Raw genomic sequence first — 14,573 nt, forward strand, 5'->3', positions numbered from 1 at the left:
ATCACTCATTTTTTAATTTCAAGCCATTTATCTAAATCTGTAAATATTTTATTTAATGTTCCAAGAACATAATCTTTTGCTTCAGTTTGAATTCTTCTAAAGAAAAGAAATTTTCTTGCACTTTCAATATCACCTAACTCTTTTGCCTGCATTGCTTTTTTTGCAAAATCTGTATTATTATATGCCATTTCCCAAACAGTACTACCAAGATATCTACTCATAGTAATTACCTTATCATTTTTAACAGGGAAATATTTTGGGTCTTTTACAAAATCGCAAATCACAGAATTACTATCTAAATATTTATGACCAAAAAAATTAATAAACTGTTCTTCAATATAATCTTTATCCATAGAGATAGCTCTATTTAATGCAAAAAGAATATTATCTTCCATGTTTTGTTCAATTTTTTTGATTTTTTTCATAGTTGCAATAGCATTTTTACCGTCAAGTTCACCATCGCCTAAAGGGATAATCCATTTTACATTTCCAAAAGAACCAACTTTTTTAATCTCTTCTAAAACTAATGTTGAAGTTTTATTTCCACCAACATCAACAATGATTTCGTGTTTGTCATCCATCAAGATTAGTTCATCAAGTTCAGTTAGTTTGTTTGTTCCTAACATCCTTTTATTTACAATTTGCGTTCTTGTAAAAGATTGACTGTCATTATTTTCATCATCAATCTCAATATATGTTACTTTTTTTCCATGTTTTTTATACAAATAAGGTGCAATAACTTGCATTGCAACTGTTGACTTTCCAACACCACCTTTAGTTTGTGGAATAATAATCATTTTTCAACCCTTGTGAAACTCTTTGATTTACTCTGCTTCATATATTCAATAATCTTCCCATGAAACCTACAATATAGCTTGTTAAGAGATATTTCATATCCATAAAGTTCGTAAATTCTATCTAAATTTTCATTAATTCCATATTCACACCATGCTGATAAATCTTCATATGAATCGAATTTATAGTTAAATAATAATAAAAGTTTTTGTGTATATTTATCAACAACCATAAACTCTTGATGACAACCATAACATAAAATTGCATCAGCTGTTTCTTGACCTATTCCCTTTTGGCTTAAAAGCCACGCTCTAGAAACATTTTTTTGAAAGTTTTCAAAACTTCCAAACTCATCAAGAATATTTTTTGCAAATAATTTAATTCTATGGGATTTTTGATTTTTAAAACCACTTGGAGTAATAGCTTTTATCAATATTTCTATATCTACTTCAATTAAAGCTTCCAAAGATAAAAGATTTAAATCTTTTAAATTTTTTAAAGACTTTTCAACGTTTTCCCATTTTGTATTTTGTGTTAGTATTGCTCCAATAGTAATTTCAAAATCATTACTATTTGGCCACCAAAATTCTGGAGAATTTTCTAATAAATTTTGTTTTTTTAAAAACTTCAATAAATCAAAACTATCTTTTATCTCAATCAAAAATTGCCTCAGTTTTAATTATTTCAGCTCTATCACAATACTTTTTTAATTTAAAAGATTCAATGGTTTTACCATCTTGTATCTCTAAAACCATCATTTGTAGTATTGATTTACATGCATTAGGAACTTCAAAGTGTCCACCAATACCTGTTGTTGCTTTTTGAATTGGAATCTTTTCATTCATCCCAATTATATTATCCCTACATCCAGTTAAACCAATATCAGTTAAATAAGATGTACCATCAATAACTTGTAAATCATCAGTTCCAACATGGGTATGTGTGCCACATATTCCACTAACCTTACCCTTCAACATCATAAAAATAACTCTTTTTTCACTTGTAGCTTCTCCATGAAAATCCACAAAAATATTTTTAATCCCCTGCTGATTTAACTCTTCAACTTTTCTTTTTGCCCAATTAAATGGATTTTCAACAGTTGGCATTGAAAACTGACCCATTAAATTTAATACTGCTAATTTTTCTATTTTATCTTCTGAATCTTTTATCTCAAAAATTTTTAGTCCAGATCCTGGAACACCTTCAGGGTAGTTATCAGGTCTTAATACATAAGGAGTTTCTAGTAAAGCAAACATCTCTTGTTTTTTATCAAAAGAGTGATTACCTCCTGTGATTACATCAATTCCACACTTTAATAATTCATTACAATTTTTTACTGTTAATCCAAATCCATGGCTAGCATTTTCAGCATTTGCTATTACAAAATCAATATTATATTCATTTTTTATTTTTGAAAGATTCTCTTTTATTATTCTTCTTCCCGGTCGACCAACTATATCACCTATAAATGCAATTCTCAAATCTATCCTTATGGAGTTAATTTACTCAAATTTTAATGAAAGAATTGTATCCACAGTAGCATTTGTAAATAATTAATTATTCAAAAATTTATCTTTATGTTTATTTTAAACAATATTTTGATATTTTGCTTACACATCTTATGTTTTATTTTTACATTTTATAAGTATTAAAAAAACTTTTCTAATGTAAAAATATTTCATAAAAAATCAATTATAAAAGGATTACTTTATGCCCAATAAAGCATATAAGACTGACTATGAAGTTGGTCAGGACAATGTAGAATTGATGGGAATGGACTTGCACAACCCTGTATTTTTTATAAGTGCCGTTGTGATATTACTTTTTGTAGTTTTAACACTTATTTTTCCGGCAGGTGCAAAGGAAGCATTAGATGGTGCTAAATGGTGGTCAATTAATAATTTTGATTGGCTTTTTATGTTAGCTGGTAATATTTTTGTTCTGTTTTGCTTAATTTTAATTTTTCTTCCAGTTGGGAAAATTAGACTTGGTGGAAAAGATGCTAAACCAGAATTTTCTAGAATCTCATGGTTTTCTATGTTATTTGCAGCAGGTATGGGTATTGGACTTATGTTTTGGAGTGTTGCTGAACCAATAGCTTACTATACAGGTTGGTATAAAACACCACTGGGAGTTGAAGCAAACACAGCCGAAGCTGCAGATATGGCTATGGCTGCAACTATGTATCACTGGGGACTACACCCTTGGGCTATATATAGTGTAGTTGGTTTATCTTTGGCTTTTTTTACTTACAATAAAAAGCTTCCACTTACAATAAGATCTGCATTTTACCCAATATTTGGAGAAAAAATCTGGGGCTGGACTGGTCATATTATTGATATGTTGGCAGTTTTTGCAACTATTTTTGGACTTGCCACATCACTTGGACTTGGTGCACAACAAGCAAGTGGTGGACTTCATTATCTTTTTGGAATTGATGCAGGAATTTCAACTCAAGTTGGTATTATAGTTTTTGTAACAGCTATTGCAACATTTTCAGTAATTAGAGGAGTTGAAGGTGGTGTAAAACTGTTAAGTAATATAAATATGTTTATTGCAGCTTGTCTTTTATTTTTTGTTATTTTAGCTGGTGCAGCATTTGGAATTTTTTCTGAGTTTTTTTCAACAGCTGGCAACTATTTAACAAATATTATCCCTTTAAGTAACTGGGTAGGTAGAGAAGATACAGCATGGTTCCATGGATGGACTGTATTTTATTGGTCATGGTGGATTTCATGGTCACCTTTTGTGGGGATGTTTATTGCTAGAGTTTCAAAAGGAAGAACAGTTAGAGAGTTTATTTTAGCTGTTTTATTAATCCCAACATTAATTACGATTTTATGGATGAGTGCCTTTGGTGGTTCAGCTATGGATCAAGCTATGAATAATGTTGGAGCTTTAGCAAATGGAATCACTGATGTATCTTTAGCAATGTTCCAAATGCTTGAAAATATGCCATTTTCTTCAATCACTTCATTTTTAGCCATTGTTCTAATTTTAGTATTTTTTATCACTTCATCTGATTCAGGTTCCCTTGTAATTGATAGTATAACTGCAGGTGGTAAAATTGATGCACCAGTTCCTCAAAGAGTTTTTTGGGCTGTAGTTGAAGGTTTAATTGCTGGTTCATTACTATTTGTTGGAGGGAAAGAGGCTTTAAAAGCACTTCAAGCTGGTTCTGTAACCACAGGATTACCTTTTACCCTAGTTTTACTTGTAATGTGTTTCTCTTTATACAAAGGGTTAAAATCAGAAAAACTATAAATTAAATCAGGTGTTTTTACACCTGATTGTTTACTCCTAAAAATTATTGAATTGAAGATTAAGAAAAAAATTGTAAAATGAAAACTGTATATAATTAGTATACTAATTAAAACTACTAAAAGGAAACTGATGAGTTCAAAATTGAACAAACAAGTTTTTTTCACCTCTTCTGGAATAATTGTTTTACTAGCATTATTTGCTTCAATATTTCCAAAAGTCGCTGATAATTTTTTTAAAAGCTTACAAAATGTAATTGTGCAAAATGGTAGTTGGTTTTATGTATTAACTGTTGCAATAATTCTAATTACTGTTTTATATTTAGCTATTTCCAAATATGGAGATATTAAATTAGGCCCTGATCATTCTACTGCTGATTACTCTTATCTTTCATGGTTTGCTATGCTATTTTCAGCTGGTATGGGAATTGGTTTAATGTTTTTTGGTGTAGCTGAGCCTGTAATGCACTTTTTAAATCCTCCTGTTGGAGAAGGAAGTACTATTGAGTCTGCTAAAGAGGCTTTAAAAATTACATTTTTTCACTGGGGATTACATGCTTGGGCTATTTATGCCATTGTTGCAATTATTCTTGCATTTTTTAGTTACAGGCACAATCTACCTTTAACTTTAAGGTCTGCACTTTATCCTTTAATTGGGGATAAAATTTATGGGCCTATTGGTCATGCTGTTGATATTTTCGCAGTTATTGGAACATTATTTGGTGTTGCTACATCTTTAGGTTATGGTGTTCTTCAAGTAAATACAGGGCTTAATTATTTATGGGATATTCCTGTAAGTCCTACTTCTCAAGTTATTTTGATTATTGCTATAACAGCGCTTGCTACACTTTCAGTAACAACAGGACTTGATAAAGGTATCAAAATTTTATCTGAGGTAAATCTTGTATTAGCAGTGTTACTTTTACTTTTTGTTTTAGTTGCAGGAAATACTATTTTCCTACTTCAAGCATATGTACAAAATATTGGAGATTATGCATCAAACTTGTTAAAAAGTACCTTTAATCTTTTTGCTTATCAAAAAACTGATTGGATAGGTGGATGGACTATTCTTTATTGGGCATGGTGGATTTCTTGGTCGCCATTTGTAGGTTTATTTATTGCAAGAATCTCTAGAGGTAGAACAATTAGAGAATTTACCCTTGGTGTACTTCTTGTTCCAACTGGATTTACTTTAATGTGGATGACTTTCTTTGGAAACTCAGCTATTAGTTTAATTTTAGATGATGGATTTATTGCTTTTGGACAAATTGTTAAAGATAATGTGCCTGTTGCAATATTTGCATTTTTAGAACATTTTAGTTTTAGTGGTTTAACTTCAATTGTAGCAACAATTATGGTAATTGTATTTTTTGTAACATCATCAGATTCTGGTTCTATGGTTATTGATATGCTTTGCTCAAATGGAAATGATAATACACCTATTTGGCAAAGAGTTTATTGGGCTGTAGGAGAAGGAGTAATTGCTTCTATATTAATTTTAGTTGGTGGATTAAGTGCTCTACAAACAATGACTATTGCTAGTGCCCTGCCCTTTTCCATTGTCTTATTAATTGCCTGTTATGGTTTAATGAAAGCCTTGCGAGTTGATATTGCAAAAAAAGAAAGTCTATTATATAGCCCAACTCAAATTACAACTATAAATAATACAGCAAATTGGGATACGAGATTAAGCAATATTATTGATTTTCCATCTAAAAACAATGTAAAAAGGTTTATTCAAAAAATTGCATATCCTGCTATTACGGATGTTGCAGAAGAATTAAAAAAACATGAATTAGATGTTTCTATAAAAGAAACTGATGATGGAATATCGCTTACTGTATTTCTTGGAGAAGAAGGTAACTTTGGTGAGAATAAAAACTTTATTTACAAGGTTAAAGTTGTACCTAGAGTTAAACCAAGTTTTGCAGTTGATGAAAAAGAAGAAACAGAAAGAACAGAAGAAGAATTATATTACTGTGCAGTAGTACACTTAATAGAAGGTGGACAAGATTACGATATCATGGGATGGTCAAAAGATGGTATAAGAAATGATATAGTTGACCATTATCAAAAACATATGCACTTTATTCATTTATTAAGTTAGTAAGATTTTCTTACTAGCTTAATGCTTTTGCACATACATATCCTTGTGCAAAATATAATTGAAAATTATATCCACCTAATTCTCCTGTAGCATCTAAACACTCACCAATAAAATATAAATCTTTTTGTTTTTTACTTTCAAAGGTTTTATAATTGATTTCATCGGTATTGATACCACCACTTGTAACTTCTGCTTTTGTATAGCCAAAGGTTCCAGCGGGAGAAAACTCATAATTTTTTAACATTTTTAACTTCTCTTTTTCCTCAGTTGATAAAGAACTAACTGCTTTATCTTCAAGGTCAATTGAACTTAAAAACTCTGTCATAAATCTTTTTGGAAGAGGAAATGCACTAGAAACTTTTTTATTCCCCTTTAAAAGTGGTTCTATTTTTTTATTTGGTAAAAAATCTAAACTCATCTTACCTTTTTGCCAATATAAAGAGGAGTTTAAAATAACAGGACCAGAACATCCTTTATGGGCGAAAAGTAAACTTCCATAAAATGATTTTTCTTGATTTTTATAAGGTATTTTTGCTTCAACCATAGTTGAAATTCCACTTAGATTTTTAAACCAAAACTGCTCTTTTTGAACAGTAAACCCAACTAAAGCTGGTTTTGTTTTAGTAAGAGTATGTCCAAATTTTAAAGCTATATTATAGGCAATTGAACTTGCCCCTAAAGTTTCATATGACAATCCACCACTTGCAACTATAAGTTTTTTTGTAAGAATTTCTTGTTTATTTGTTTTGATTTTAAAATTTTTATCAAATTCTACTTCTAAAACTTTTGTGTTCATAAACTTTTTAGCATGAGTAGTTAGTTTTTCAAACATAGAAATCACTTCTTTTGAACTATTACAAAAGTATGTTCCTTTTACGATTTTTGGATTTACTTTAGGATAAACTCCATTTTCATTTAAAAAATTAAGAAGCTCTTTATTTGAAAATTGAGATAAGCTATTTTTTACAAAATCTTCATCTCCTAAATAGTTTTTAAAACTTACCTTTTCATTTGTGATATTACACTTTGCCCCACCACTAACTTTTATCTTTGCACCAATTTTATCATTAGAATCAATTAAACAGATTTTTTTATTTTTTATTTGACTTGCAAGCATAAGGCCGCTTGCCCCTGCTCCTATAATAGCTATATCGTAGATAATTCTTCATCCTTTTTACAAGTGAAAATATTTTTCCCATCTTTATATTCATAAAATAATGTGTATCCATTTGCTTTTAAAATATTATGGATAATATACAAACCTAATCCAAAAGAGTTTTTTCTTTTTTCCTCATTTGCAAAAAATGGTTCATAATATTGTTCAAGCTCATATTCAAGCTCTTTTCCACTATTTATAAACAATATATCATTTTCTTCTGTTTTTACTTCTACTTTATTATCATCACTATATTTAAGTGCATTATCAATTAAATTTTTTACAGCTATTGAAAATAGTTTAAAATTAACTTCAAATTTTTTATTATCATATGAACTAATAATCTCTTCATCCTCAATCATCAAAATATCTTTTACATTATCCATAATATCATTTAAAAAATATGGTTTTTTCTCAATATTTTTATTTGAAGAAATTAACTCCTCAATTGAAGCAAACTCATTGATTAAAGATTCTAATCTATTAAAAACCTCTTTTAGTTTTAAATCATTTTCTGGGCTTTTTTCAAGTTCAGCTAAAAACTTTCCTTTTGTAATAGGTGTTTTTAATTCATGCATTATATTTCTAATAAATACATTTCTAGCTTCTTTTATATCTTTTAATTTTTTAGCACTATTTTTAAACTCTCTAGCAAGTTGTGAAACTTCATCTTTACCATCCATATTGCAACATTCAAAATCAAAATTCTCATCACCTAAAGTATTAACTTTTTCTTTTAAAAGTTTTAATGGCATTAGTTTTCTAAGGGTAACTATAAATGATAAAATTAAAGTTAATAAAATTATTACAAATCCCAAAATTATGTATGTTTTAGAAGTTTGAGTAATTTCATTTTTATCTTCTACAAAAAAAGTTTTATTGTTTCTTTTTAAATATAAAAACTGTCTATCGTTTAATTGTAATACTCTAAATAAAACATCATTAAATTGTCTTTGGGCAATCACTTTTGTTTTTGGATTATATGTTATTGCATTAATTTTATTTTGGTCTAAAAAAACATCATAATTAAATCTTTTTAGATCTTGTGCAAAGACTTCGTCTAAACCACCTTGTCTAAACTCTTTTCTCATAAGCATTTTTGTAAGGGGTCTATATTTGTCAACTAGATGATGGTCCAATTTTTTTTGGTTTCCTATCATCAAAATTCCAAAACTTATAACAACTAAAATAATACTTATGACAAAACTAATTGTCAGTGTAAAAAATATTGACTGTCTATTCATTTGTAAATTTGTATCCCATTCCTCTTATTGTATGTAAATATTTAGGTTCTTTTGGATTATCTTCTATTTTATGTCTTATTCTATTTATAATAACAGCAAGTGAACCTGAACTTTCAAAGTCTGAATTTAGTAAATCTGCATTATCAAATATCTCTTCTCTACTTATTATAAAGCCCTCTCTTTTTAACATCAAAGACAAAACTTCATATTCTGCAGCAGTTAGTTTAAGATATTCTCCATTTTTTGTAATTTCTCTTTTTTCAATATCTAAATTAAAAAGTTTTACTTTTTCTTGTGTTGAATTTGTATCTTCATGATTGGAATTAAATCTTCTAAGAATTGTTTTTATTCGAACCTCTAATTCCCTTGGGTCATAAGGTTTTGGAAGATAATCATCAGCTCCTAATTGTAAAGCTGTTACTTTATCAGTTATATCACTTCTAGCACTAGAAATGATTATTGGTATATTATAATCTTTTACAATAAGTTTACAAACATCTAAACCATCCATTCCAGGAAGAGTTAAATCTAATATAATCAAATCGTATTTATTGAACTTTAAACTACTAAGAGCCAAAAAAGGCTCCTCGTAGTTAGTTACTTCTATATTATATTGCTTTAAATATTGAGTTAAAACATCTGCAAGTTCTAAATCATCTTCAACCATTGCAATTTTTATCAAAAATTCATTCCTTTTCTCATATAAGGTCTATTTTGCATCATTGTATTTCTTCTTTCTTCTCTTAAATCTAAAAGAACTTTAAACTGTTCTTTTTGTTCTGGAGTTAATAATGCATATGATTTTTCTACAATTTCAGCTTTTGATTCTATCATATTATCTCTTTTTTGTTTCATTAATTCAATATATTTTGTTTTATCAAATGAATCTTTTGTAAAAGCTACACTAGTAGAATTTGCATATTTTTTGAATACCTCTTGTCTAATTTGTGCCATTTTCATATATTGGTCAGAAGATAAATTCAATTTTCTAAAGATATTCATAACTGAATTTCTTGATCCTTTTGAACCTTTTTTTGACATGCCACAAGATTTATTTCCTTGCATTCCTTTCATCCCCTGCATACCTTGACCTTTCATGCCTTGCATCCCTTGTCCTTGCATACCATACATTCCTGGCATACCTTGACCTTGGAAATTACACCCAGCTGCATAAAGACCTGTTCCTAATAATGTTGTTAATGCTACAGTAGCTAAAATCTTTCTTTTCATTGTAAATCCTTTTTTATTTATTACAGTGAAATTATGACACGAAGCTTTTAATGGATTTTTAATTTTATATTAACGACAGTTTAACAATACTTGTTTTTCTTGTATATAATATATATAAGATTTAACCATAAAATCGCACTTTCTATTTATATTTAAAAATATTACATATATAATAAATACAATTAATACATTAAATTTTAGCACAAAATCGACACATTAAAAAAGTAAAATTCTTAACTGTGCTATTTTTAAGTTTATTTTAAATATTCCTCAATGCCTTCTCTTATTGCCATTGCTAATTCAGTATTTAATTTAGTACCTTTTGCAACGCCATCATCATCGCTCATAAAATAAGGCTCAATTAAAATCATAGGTGCATTTGTATATCTTAAAACATATCCACCTCTATCTTCACTATCAACTGCTTTAATACCTCTATCTCTAAACTCTAAAACTTCAAGCATTTTGTTTTGAACTAAAGTAGCTAAATCTTTTCCATTTGTGGACTTATGATAATAAAGTGTTTCTGTTCCTTGAACATTTTTATTTGCACTTGAATTATGATGAACTGAAATTATAATGTCAGGACTTGTATGGTTTATATCATTTGGTAGTTTTGCGTAACCATTTTTTCTATAAACTAAATAAGGTGTAAAATCATCATTTAAACTAAGTGCATTTTTTATCTCTTTTGCAAGTACATCATTTAAATAAAACTCATGTAAATTTAGATTCTCATTATATGCACCTTTAGACCACACGCTGTGACCTACAACAATTGCTATTCTTTTCATTTACACATCCTATTATTTCTATCTACTTGATCCTCATAAAAATCAAATACTTCATTCAGGCTATCCTTATATGCTTTTGCAATTTCAATATTCCAATCTTCATTCAAAATTTTGATATTTGCGTTAGGTCTTTCAGTTTTATATTGTGTCACACAAATTAATTCTTTTTGAATAACTACTTGTGGCTCTTTTTGCGAGCATCCACTAAAAACTAAAATCAACAAAATTGTTACTAGTAACAGTTTCATCTTTATGCCTTTCATTCAATTCTTTTAATCGTACAATTGATTTTTCTGCGTTGCTTTTAGCTTCTTTATTAGTAGCTTCTGTTTTATTTTTAATTTCAAGTTCTTTAATAGAGTATTCGTAAGCATTTATAATATCCTTTTCATTTTGTTTCATAGTTGCGATATTTAGCTTTAATTCTTTGTTTTCGATATATGTATCAACTATAAAAGATACTGCGAAATATAAAGCAATAGCCACTAGTAAATAAGGAATATATTTTATATATTTGATATTTTTAATTAAATCCAAAATCATTTATTTACCTTTGAATAAATTAGAGATTTTGTCTAGTACAATATCTCCGAATCTTGCTTGTGCTACTTCTAAGATTTTATATGAAGAAACACCACACATTGAAATGACTGCATCTCTCCACCATAATTCATTCGGGATTAATCCACCAATCACAAAGCCAACATATCCACCTAAAATTATATTAATCAATAGTGAAGTCCACTTAAATGCAAAGTCATCACCGCTTCTTCTCGCCTTTGAATAGTCAAATAAGTAAGCTATAAAGCCACCAATAAATCCCAAAAATATATCTTTTAATGAGATTAAAAACTTAATTAAATATGATGTATCTTCGGGATTTATCATTACTACAACCTTCTCATTTCTTTATTGATTTCTCGTTGATTATCTATGTTCTTACTAGCACTTTCAATCAACTCATTAAGTTCATCAAACTTTTTTTCTAAGTCGAGATTTACTTCTTCTTTATCTTCCTTTAAAAAAGGAATTTGTTTTCTATATATATGCAGAACTAATAGTGTTAAAGCTATTAGAGTGATTGAAACGAATAAGTAGATTGGTAGATAATTCATTATGCTCCTACTTTCTCCATTAGTTCTCTTTTTATTCTTCTTTTTTCACTCAACTCATCAACTCCATCATCTTCTAACTCAAAATCAACTTGTTTTTTAGATATGTAAAATACAATAGATACAATAGCAATAACTGCTATTGTGATAAGAGTGTAGAATATAGTTTCTAGTGTCATTGTTTTAGCTTTGTACTAGATGCTTGTTTTGTTAAGTTTTTCATGATAAAGCTTAATCTATCAATCCACTATCTCTAAGGATAGTTTCTAAAGCTAATACTCTTTGTGCTGTTTGCTCAGTAGTTGCAGTAGAAGTATCAAAAGAGCCTTTTAATTCTATTCCCATTCCTTCTGTTAAACCCCCACCATTGTTCCAAGTATTAGCTTCAATTTTTTGGTATGGACTTGGTTTAATAAAGTCCCAACCAGACCATTTTGCAACTTCTAGCCCTATTAATCGACTTCCTTCTTGAGTATAATGTACTCCATCACCATTCATATCATTGTAGGCATTTAACCGACTCTCGTCATAAGGGTCTGCAACAATTGAAGCAATGTCTATAACATTTTCAAAGTTTTCTTTTAACCATGCGTTATAATCTGTTCTAAGTGCTTCTTTTTCTGCATCATTGTGTGCATTGTCAAATGGTGTAACAGTAAAAAATACTGGAATAAAGCCATCATTTAAAGCTTTTGTATTCATAGAATTTAAACTTGTTTGCATTTCAGCTAAAGTTCTTCCCTGTGCAATATCATTAAGACCTCCTTGAATAATCACATACTTAGAATTTACTTTTAAAGGTGTTATATCAGTTTCCCATCTAGCATCCATTGTATCCAATCTTTGACCCCCTACTGCTCTATTAAATACATTTGTTCTAAGCTCTGCTTCGAGCCATCTTGAAACCTCTAGATTGGTTGGTAAATCACGTTGGTCTGATGCTCCAGCCATTGTAGAGTCTCCTATCATTGCAATCCCATCAGTGTAAGTAGAATCTTCAATTTTTTCTAATTGAAACCCCCCTATATAGACTTCTCTAGGGTTATGGTCAGGCTTATACCAAGTAAAAGAAGAAGCCTCACCACTTCCTAAAGCTATTGTCGGGTCTATAATATTGTCAATAGAGTCCGAAGATAAAGCTTCTATTAAAATCCAATGTCTTCTAATTTCATTAGTGTGAAGTCTTGCACCATGTCCGTAACTGTAAGTAGCCACGACTCTTCTTTGGTAACCAAAAAAAGACTCTTTCCCTGCAAAAGAATAAAAGGACATTAAATATCTTTCCCCTGCGACTAAAGGCACATTACTACCTGCTACTACAAGTGCTCCATTGAAAGAGGTTGTGCTTACTTTAGTTAGCTTTATCCCCCCGATTTCAATATTGTCTGCTTCTTTGGTTAAACTAACTGCAACATAAATACTGTTATGTATATCTTCTGTATATTTCCAAATGTTTTTTCTAGCTCCATAATTACTAATTTCTATTTCACTAGAAGATATGTCTTTCGATACAGGAAACTTTTGATTTCTACTTATAGTTTCATCAATCTTACTAGCACTACTCTCTAATCCTTCAATCTTGTCAAGTTCAGCACTTCTATCATGTGCTTTTTTTATCGCTTCATCTTCTTGCTGTGCTGTTAATCCATTTCCGCTTTGCCATAAATTAAAAAGTGTTCCTAAACTTCCAGTTATTTTTTCTGTTAAACTTGACATATTATTACCTTTTTCTCAATCTTATATATCCATCACTAGTTATTCTTAAATATCCATCACTTGTAAGTATGAATGAAAAAACCTTTTTGATTCTTCCAAAACTTCCCCTTAACCCTCTAAATGCGTTAAAACTGTTAAACATGGGTTAGCCTTATGAAGTTACACCAAGTTCGGCTGTTCCTGATTCAACCCAAACATAAACATAATCGTCAGCTTCAAAATGCACGTCTTTTTCTAATCCTTGATAAGGCATTAATGGGTGTTTACCATCGGTTGTTTTATTGATTGTTTTTTCTGTATCTGAAACAGAATACCAAATGATGCTGTTAGAATTGTTTGTAATTTTTAAACCTGAAACTGGCACATATGTTGGAGTTGATGTTGCTGTAAATTTTGTAGTGTTCATATTTATCCTTTAAATTTCATCTTCTTCAATAGATTTTGAAGTGTGATTTTTGTCTATTTTGTTTAAGACTTTAGCTATAAAAATCTCGACCTTATTTGCTCTGTTCTCTCTGATTCTCACACCAATTTCGTGCGAGATTGTTACATCAGGGTTTCCACCATAGATTATTGTTTTACCAAGTTGGTCGAAAGCTATTAAAATGTTCCATAATCTATTCATCTAATAAGTCCTCTTGTGCTTGTCTTATTCCTACTAAAGTACCTATTGCACTTGCATAATTGTCTGCTTTATAGATAATCTTAGCTATAAGCTCATCTTTGGTATATTTTGTTCTGTTTTCAACAATACTATCTATTAGTGGAGTTGGAACTTTGTTATCAAGTAAATATGCTCTTGCTTCTTGTTCTTGCTTAGTCCAAGTTAATCTTTCACTTTGTGGAACACCACTTGTTAATAAAGCGACCTTCGTTTCATACTCTGAATTAATATTATTTAAGTTTATGGCAAATTGTTCTTCATCTGTATAAGTAGGATTTTCAATTTCATATTTTTTTATTTCAAATTCATCTAAAGCATATTGATAATCCTCTAAATTTCCTTTTGTCATATTAGGCTCAATTAAAACAAAGTTATTACCTTTGTGAAACTGAACTGCATCATGCTCACAAATTGTATCAATTTCTATTTCTACACCATCTATAATTACAAGATTTCCAATAATTGTCATAGTTTTAATATCTGCAAAATTCATAA

19 protein-coding genes are annotated in these 14,573 nt (G+C 29.4%); 2 read left to right on the forward strand and 17 right to left on the reverse strand.

Annotated elements, in window-relative coordinates; genetic code table 11:
• Positions 1–5: 5 nt before the first annotated feature.
• Genes FDK22_RS03060 through FDK22_RS03070 form a run of 3 tightly spaced genes read right to left on the reverse strand, consistent with a single transcriptional unit; the run spans position 6 to position 2,276 of the window.
• Positions 6–797 carry a nucleotide-binding protein gene (locus tag FDK22_RS03060; RefSeq protein WP_138151415.1) on the reverse strand — a complete coding sequence of 264 codons (792 nt, stop codon included), beginning with the start codon at positions 795–797 and terminating at the stop codon, positions 6–8.
• Entirely contained in the window at positions 794–1,456 is a 663-nt protein-coding gene (locus tag FDK22_RS03065) for a 3-methyladenine DNA glycosylase (protein ID WP_228711619.1), read from the reverse strand. The genes FDK22_RS03060 and FDK22_RS03065 overlap by 4 nt, the downstream gene beginning before the upstream one ends.
• Positions 1,449–2,276 (reverse strand): TIGR00282 family metallophosphoesterase, encoded by an 828-nt coding sequence (locus tag FDK22_RS03070; RefSeq protein WP_138151416.1) that lies wholly within the window; start codon positions 2,274–2,276, stop codon positions 1,449–1,451. The genes FDK22_RS03065 and FDK22_RS03070 overlap by 8 nt, the downstream gene beginning before the upstream one ends.
• Positions 2,277–2,505: 229 nt before the next feature.
• On the opposite strand from FDK22_RS03070, the gene FDK22_RS03075 reads away from it, so the two are divergent.
• Together FDK22_RS03075 and FDK22_RS03080 are read left to right on the forward strand one after the other, a co-directional pair.
• Positions 2,506–4,059, forward strand: a complete 1,554-nt coding sequence (locus tag FDK22_RS03075; protein ID WP_138151417.1) for a BCCT family transporter — start codon at positions 2,506–2,508, stop codon at positions 4,057–4,059.
• Positions 4,060–4,188: 129 nt separating this feature from the next.
• Complete coding sequence (locus FDK22_RS03080; RefSeq protein ID WP_138151418.1) at positions 4,189–6,162, forward strand: BCCT family transporter; 1,974 nt, start codon at positions 4,189–4,191, stop codon at positions 6,160–6,162.
• A 13-nt stretch (positions 6,163–6,175) separates the two neighbouring features.
• Here FDK22_RS03080 and FDK22_RS03085 read toward each other — a convergent pair whose 3' ends face one another.
• From FDK22_RS03085 to FDK22_RS03145, 14 genes are all read right to left on the reverse strand, one after another.
• On the reverse strand, positions 6,176–7,279 hold the full coding sequence (locus FDK22_RS03085) for a BaiN/RdsA family NAD(P)/FAD-dependent oxidoreductase (protein ID WP_240534025.1): 1,104 nt from the start codon (positions 7,277–7,279) through the stop codon (positions 6,176–6,178).
• A gap of 29 nt (positions 7,280–7,308) precedes the next feature.
• Positions 7,309–8,562 (reverse strand): ArsS family sensor histidine kinase, encoded by a 1,254-nt coding sequence (locus tag FDK22_RS03090; protein WP_138151420.1) that lies wholly within the window; start codon positions 8,560–8,562, stop codon positions 7,309–7,311.
• Complete coding sequence (locus tag FDK22_RS03095) at positions 8,555–9,244, reverse strand: response regulator transcription factor (protein WP_138151421.1); 690 nt, start codon at positions 9,242–9,244, stop codon at positions 8,555–8,557. The genes FDK22_RS03090 and FDK22_RS03095 overlap by 8 nt, the downstream gene beginning before the upstream one ends.
• On the reverse strand, positions 9,241–9,792 hold the full coding sequence (locus FDK22_RS03100) for a Spy/CpxP family protein refolding chaperone (RefSeq protein ID WP_138151422.1): 552 nt from the start codon (positions 9,790–9,792) through the stop codon (positions 9,241–9,243). The genes FDK22_RS03095 and FDK22_RS03100 overlap by 4 nt, the downstream gene beginning before the upstream one ends.
• A gap of 254 nt (positions 9,793–10,046) precedes the next feature.
• Complete coding sequence (locus FDK22_RS03105; RefSeq protein ID WP_138151423.1) at positions 10,047–10,586, reverse strand: N-acetylmuramoyl-L-alanine amidase family protein; 540 nt, start codon at positions 10,584–10,586, stop codon at positions 10,047–10,049.
• Complete coding sequence (locus FDK22_RS03110) at positions 10,583–10,834, reverse strand: hypothetical protein (RefSeq protein WP_138151424.1); 252 nt, start codon at positions 10,832–10,834, stop codon at positions 10,583–10,585. Before FDK22_RS03110 ends, FDK22_RS03105 begins: the two co-directional genes overlap by 4 nt.
• The gene (locus tag FDK22_RS03115; RefSeq protein WP_138151425.1) at positions 10,791–11,129 is read right to left on the reverse strand and encodes a hypothetical protein; all 339 of its coding nucleotides are present in this window, start codon (positions 11,127–11,129) and stop codon (positions 10,791–10,793) included. The genes FDK22_RS03110 and FDK22_RS03115 overlap by 44 nt, the downstream gene beginning before the upstream one ends.
• Positions 11,130–11,474: a hypothetical protein gene (locus tag FDK22_RS03120; protein WP_138151426.1), complete on the reverse strand. Its 345-nt coding sequence runs from the start codon at positions 11,472–11,474 to the stop codon at positions 11,130–11,132.
• 2 nt (positions 11,475–11,476) lie between these two features.
• Positions 11,477–11,701 carry a hypothetical protein gene (locus FDK22_RS03125; protein WP_138151427.1) on the reverse strand — a complete coding sequence of 75 codons (225 nt, stop codon included), beginning with the start codon at positions 11,699–11,701 and terminating at the stop codon, positions 11,477–11,479.
• On the reverse strand, positions 11,701–11,877 hold the full coding sequence (locus FDK22_RS15655; protein WP_171012900.1) for a hypothetical protein: 177 nt from the start codon (positions 11,875–11,877) through the stop codon (positions 11,701–11,703). The genes FDK22_RS03125 and FDK22_RS15655 overlap by 1 nt, the downstream gene beginning before the upstream one ends.
• Positions 11,878–11,929: 52 nt before the next feature.
• Complete coding sequence (locus tag FDK22_RS03130) at positions 11,930–13,414, reverse strand: SGNH/GDSL hydrolase family protein (protein WP_138151428.1); 1,485 nt, start codon at positions 13,412–13,414, stop codon at positions 11,930–11,932.
• A gap of 151 nt (positions 13,415–13,565) precedes the next feature.
• On the reverse strand, positions 13,566–13,820 hold the full coding sequence (locus FDK22_RS03135; protein ID WP_138151429.1) for a hypothetical protein: 255 nt from the start codon (positions 13,818–13,820) through the stop codon (positions 13,566–13,568).
• 9 nt (positions 13,821–13,829) lie between these two features.
• Positions 13,830–14,039 (reverse strand): hypothetical protein, encoded by a 210-nt coding sequence (locus FDK22_RS03140; protein WP_138151430.1) that lies wholly within the window; start codon positions 14,037–14,039, stop codon positions 13,830–13,832.
• Positions 14,032–14,571: a hypothetical protein gene (locus FDK22_RS03145; protein ID WP_138151431.1), complete on the reverse strand. Its 540-nt coding sequence runs from the start codon at positions 14,569–14,571 to the stop codon at positions 14,032–14,034. Before FDK22_RS03145 ends, FDK22_RS03140 begins: the two co-directional genes overlap by 8 nt.
• Positions 14,572–14,573: the final 2 nt, after the last annotated feature.

It is taken from the genome of Arcobacter arenosus (assembly GCF_005771535.1).
Taxonomy (GTDB): domain Bacteria; phylum Campylobacterota; class Campylobacteria; order Campylobacterales; family Arcobacteraceae; genus Halarcobacter; species Halarcobacter arenosus.

Coding starts and splice junctions, on each gene's coding strand:
- FDK22_RS03130 (WP_138151428.1), bottom strand. CDS start 13,414: ATGTCAAGTTTAACAGAAAAAATAACTGGAAGTTTAGGAACACTTTTT.
- FDK22_RS03120 (WP_138151426.1), bottom strand. CDS start 11,474: ATGATAAATCCCGAAGATACATCATATTTAATTAAGTTTTTAATCTCA.
- FDK22_RS03125 (WP_138151427.1), bottom strand. CDS start 11,701: ATGAATTATCTACCAATCTACTTATTCGTTTCAATCACTCTAATAGCT.
- FDK22_RS03110 (WP_138151424.1), bottom strand. CDS start 10,834: ATGAAACTGTTACTAGTAACAATTTTGTTGATTTTAGTTTTTAGTGGA.
- FDK22_RS03080 (WP_138151418.1), top strand. CDS start 4,189: ATGAGTTCAAAATTGAACAAACAAGTTTTTTTCACCTCTTCTGGAATA.
- FDK22_RS03075 (WP_138151417.1), top strand. CDS start 2,506: ATGCCCAATAAAGCATATAAGACTGACTATGAAGTTGGTCAGGACAAT.
- FDK22_RS03140 (WP_138151430.1), bottom strand. CDS start 14,039: ATGAATAGATTATGGAACATTTTAATAGCTTTCGACCAACTTGGTAAA.
- FDK22_RS03145 (WP_138151431.1), bottom strand. CDS start 14,571: ATGAATTTTGCAGATATTAAAACTATGACAATTATTGGAAATCTTGTA.
- FDK22_RS03105 (WP_138151423.1), bottom strand. CDS start 10,586: ATGAAAAGAATAGCAATTGTTGTAGGTCACAGCGTGTGGTCTAAAGGT.
- FDK22_RS15655 (WP_171012900.1), bottom strand. CDS start 11,877: ATGACACTAGAAACTATATTCTACACTCTTATCACAATAGCAGTTATT.
- FDK22_RS03135 (WP_138151429.1), bottom strand. CDS start 13,820: ATGAACACTACAAAATTTACAGCAACATCAACTCCAACATATGTGCCA.
- FDK22_RS03100 (WP_138151422.1), bottom strand. CDS start 9,792: ATGAAAAGAAAGATTTTAGCTACTGTAGCATTAACAACATTATTAGGA.
- FDK22_RS03085 (WP_240534025.1), bottom strand. CDS start 7,279: ATGCTTGCAAGTCAAATAAAAAATAAAAAAATCTGTTTAATTGATTCT.
- FDK22_RS03060 (WP_138151415.1), bottom strand. CDS start 797: ATGATTATTATTCCACAAACTAAAGGTGGTGTTGGAAAGTCAACAGTT.
- FDK22_RS03115 (WP_138151425.1), bottom strand. CDS start 11,129: ATGATTTTGGATTTAATTAAAAATATCAAATATATAAAATATATTCCT.
- FDK22_RS03090 (WP_138151420.1), bottom strand. CDS start 8,562: ATGAATAGACAGTCAATATTTTTTACACTGACAATTAGTTTTGTCATA.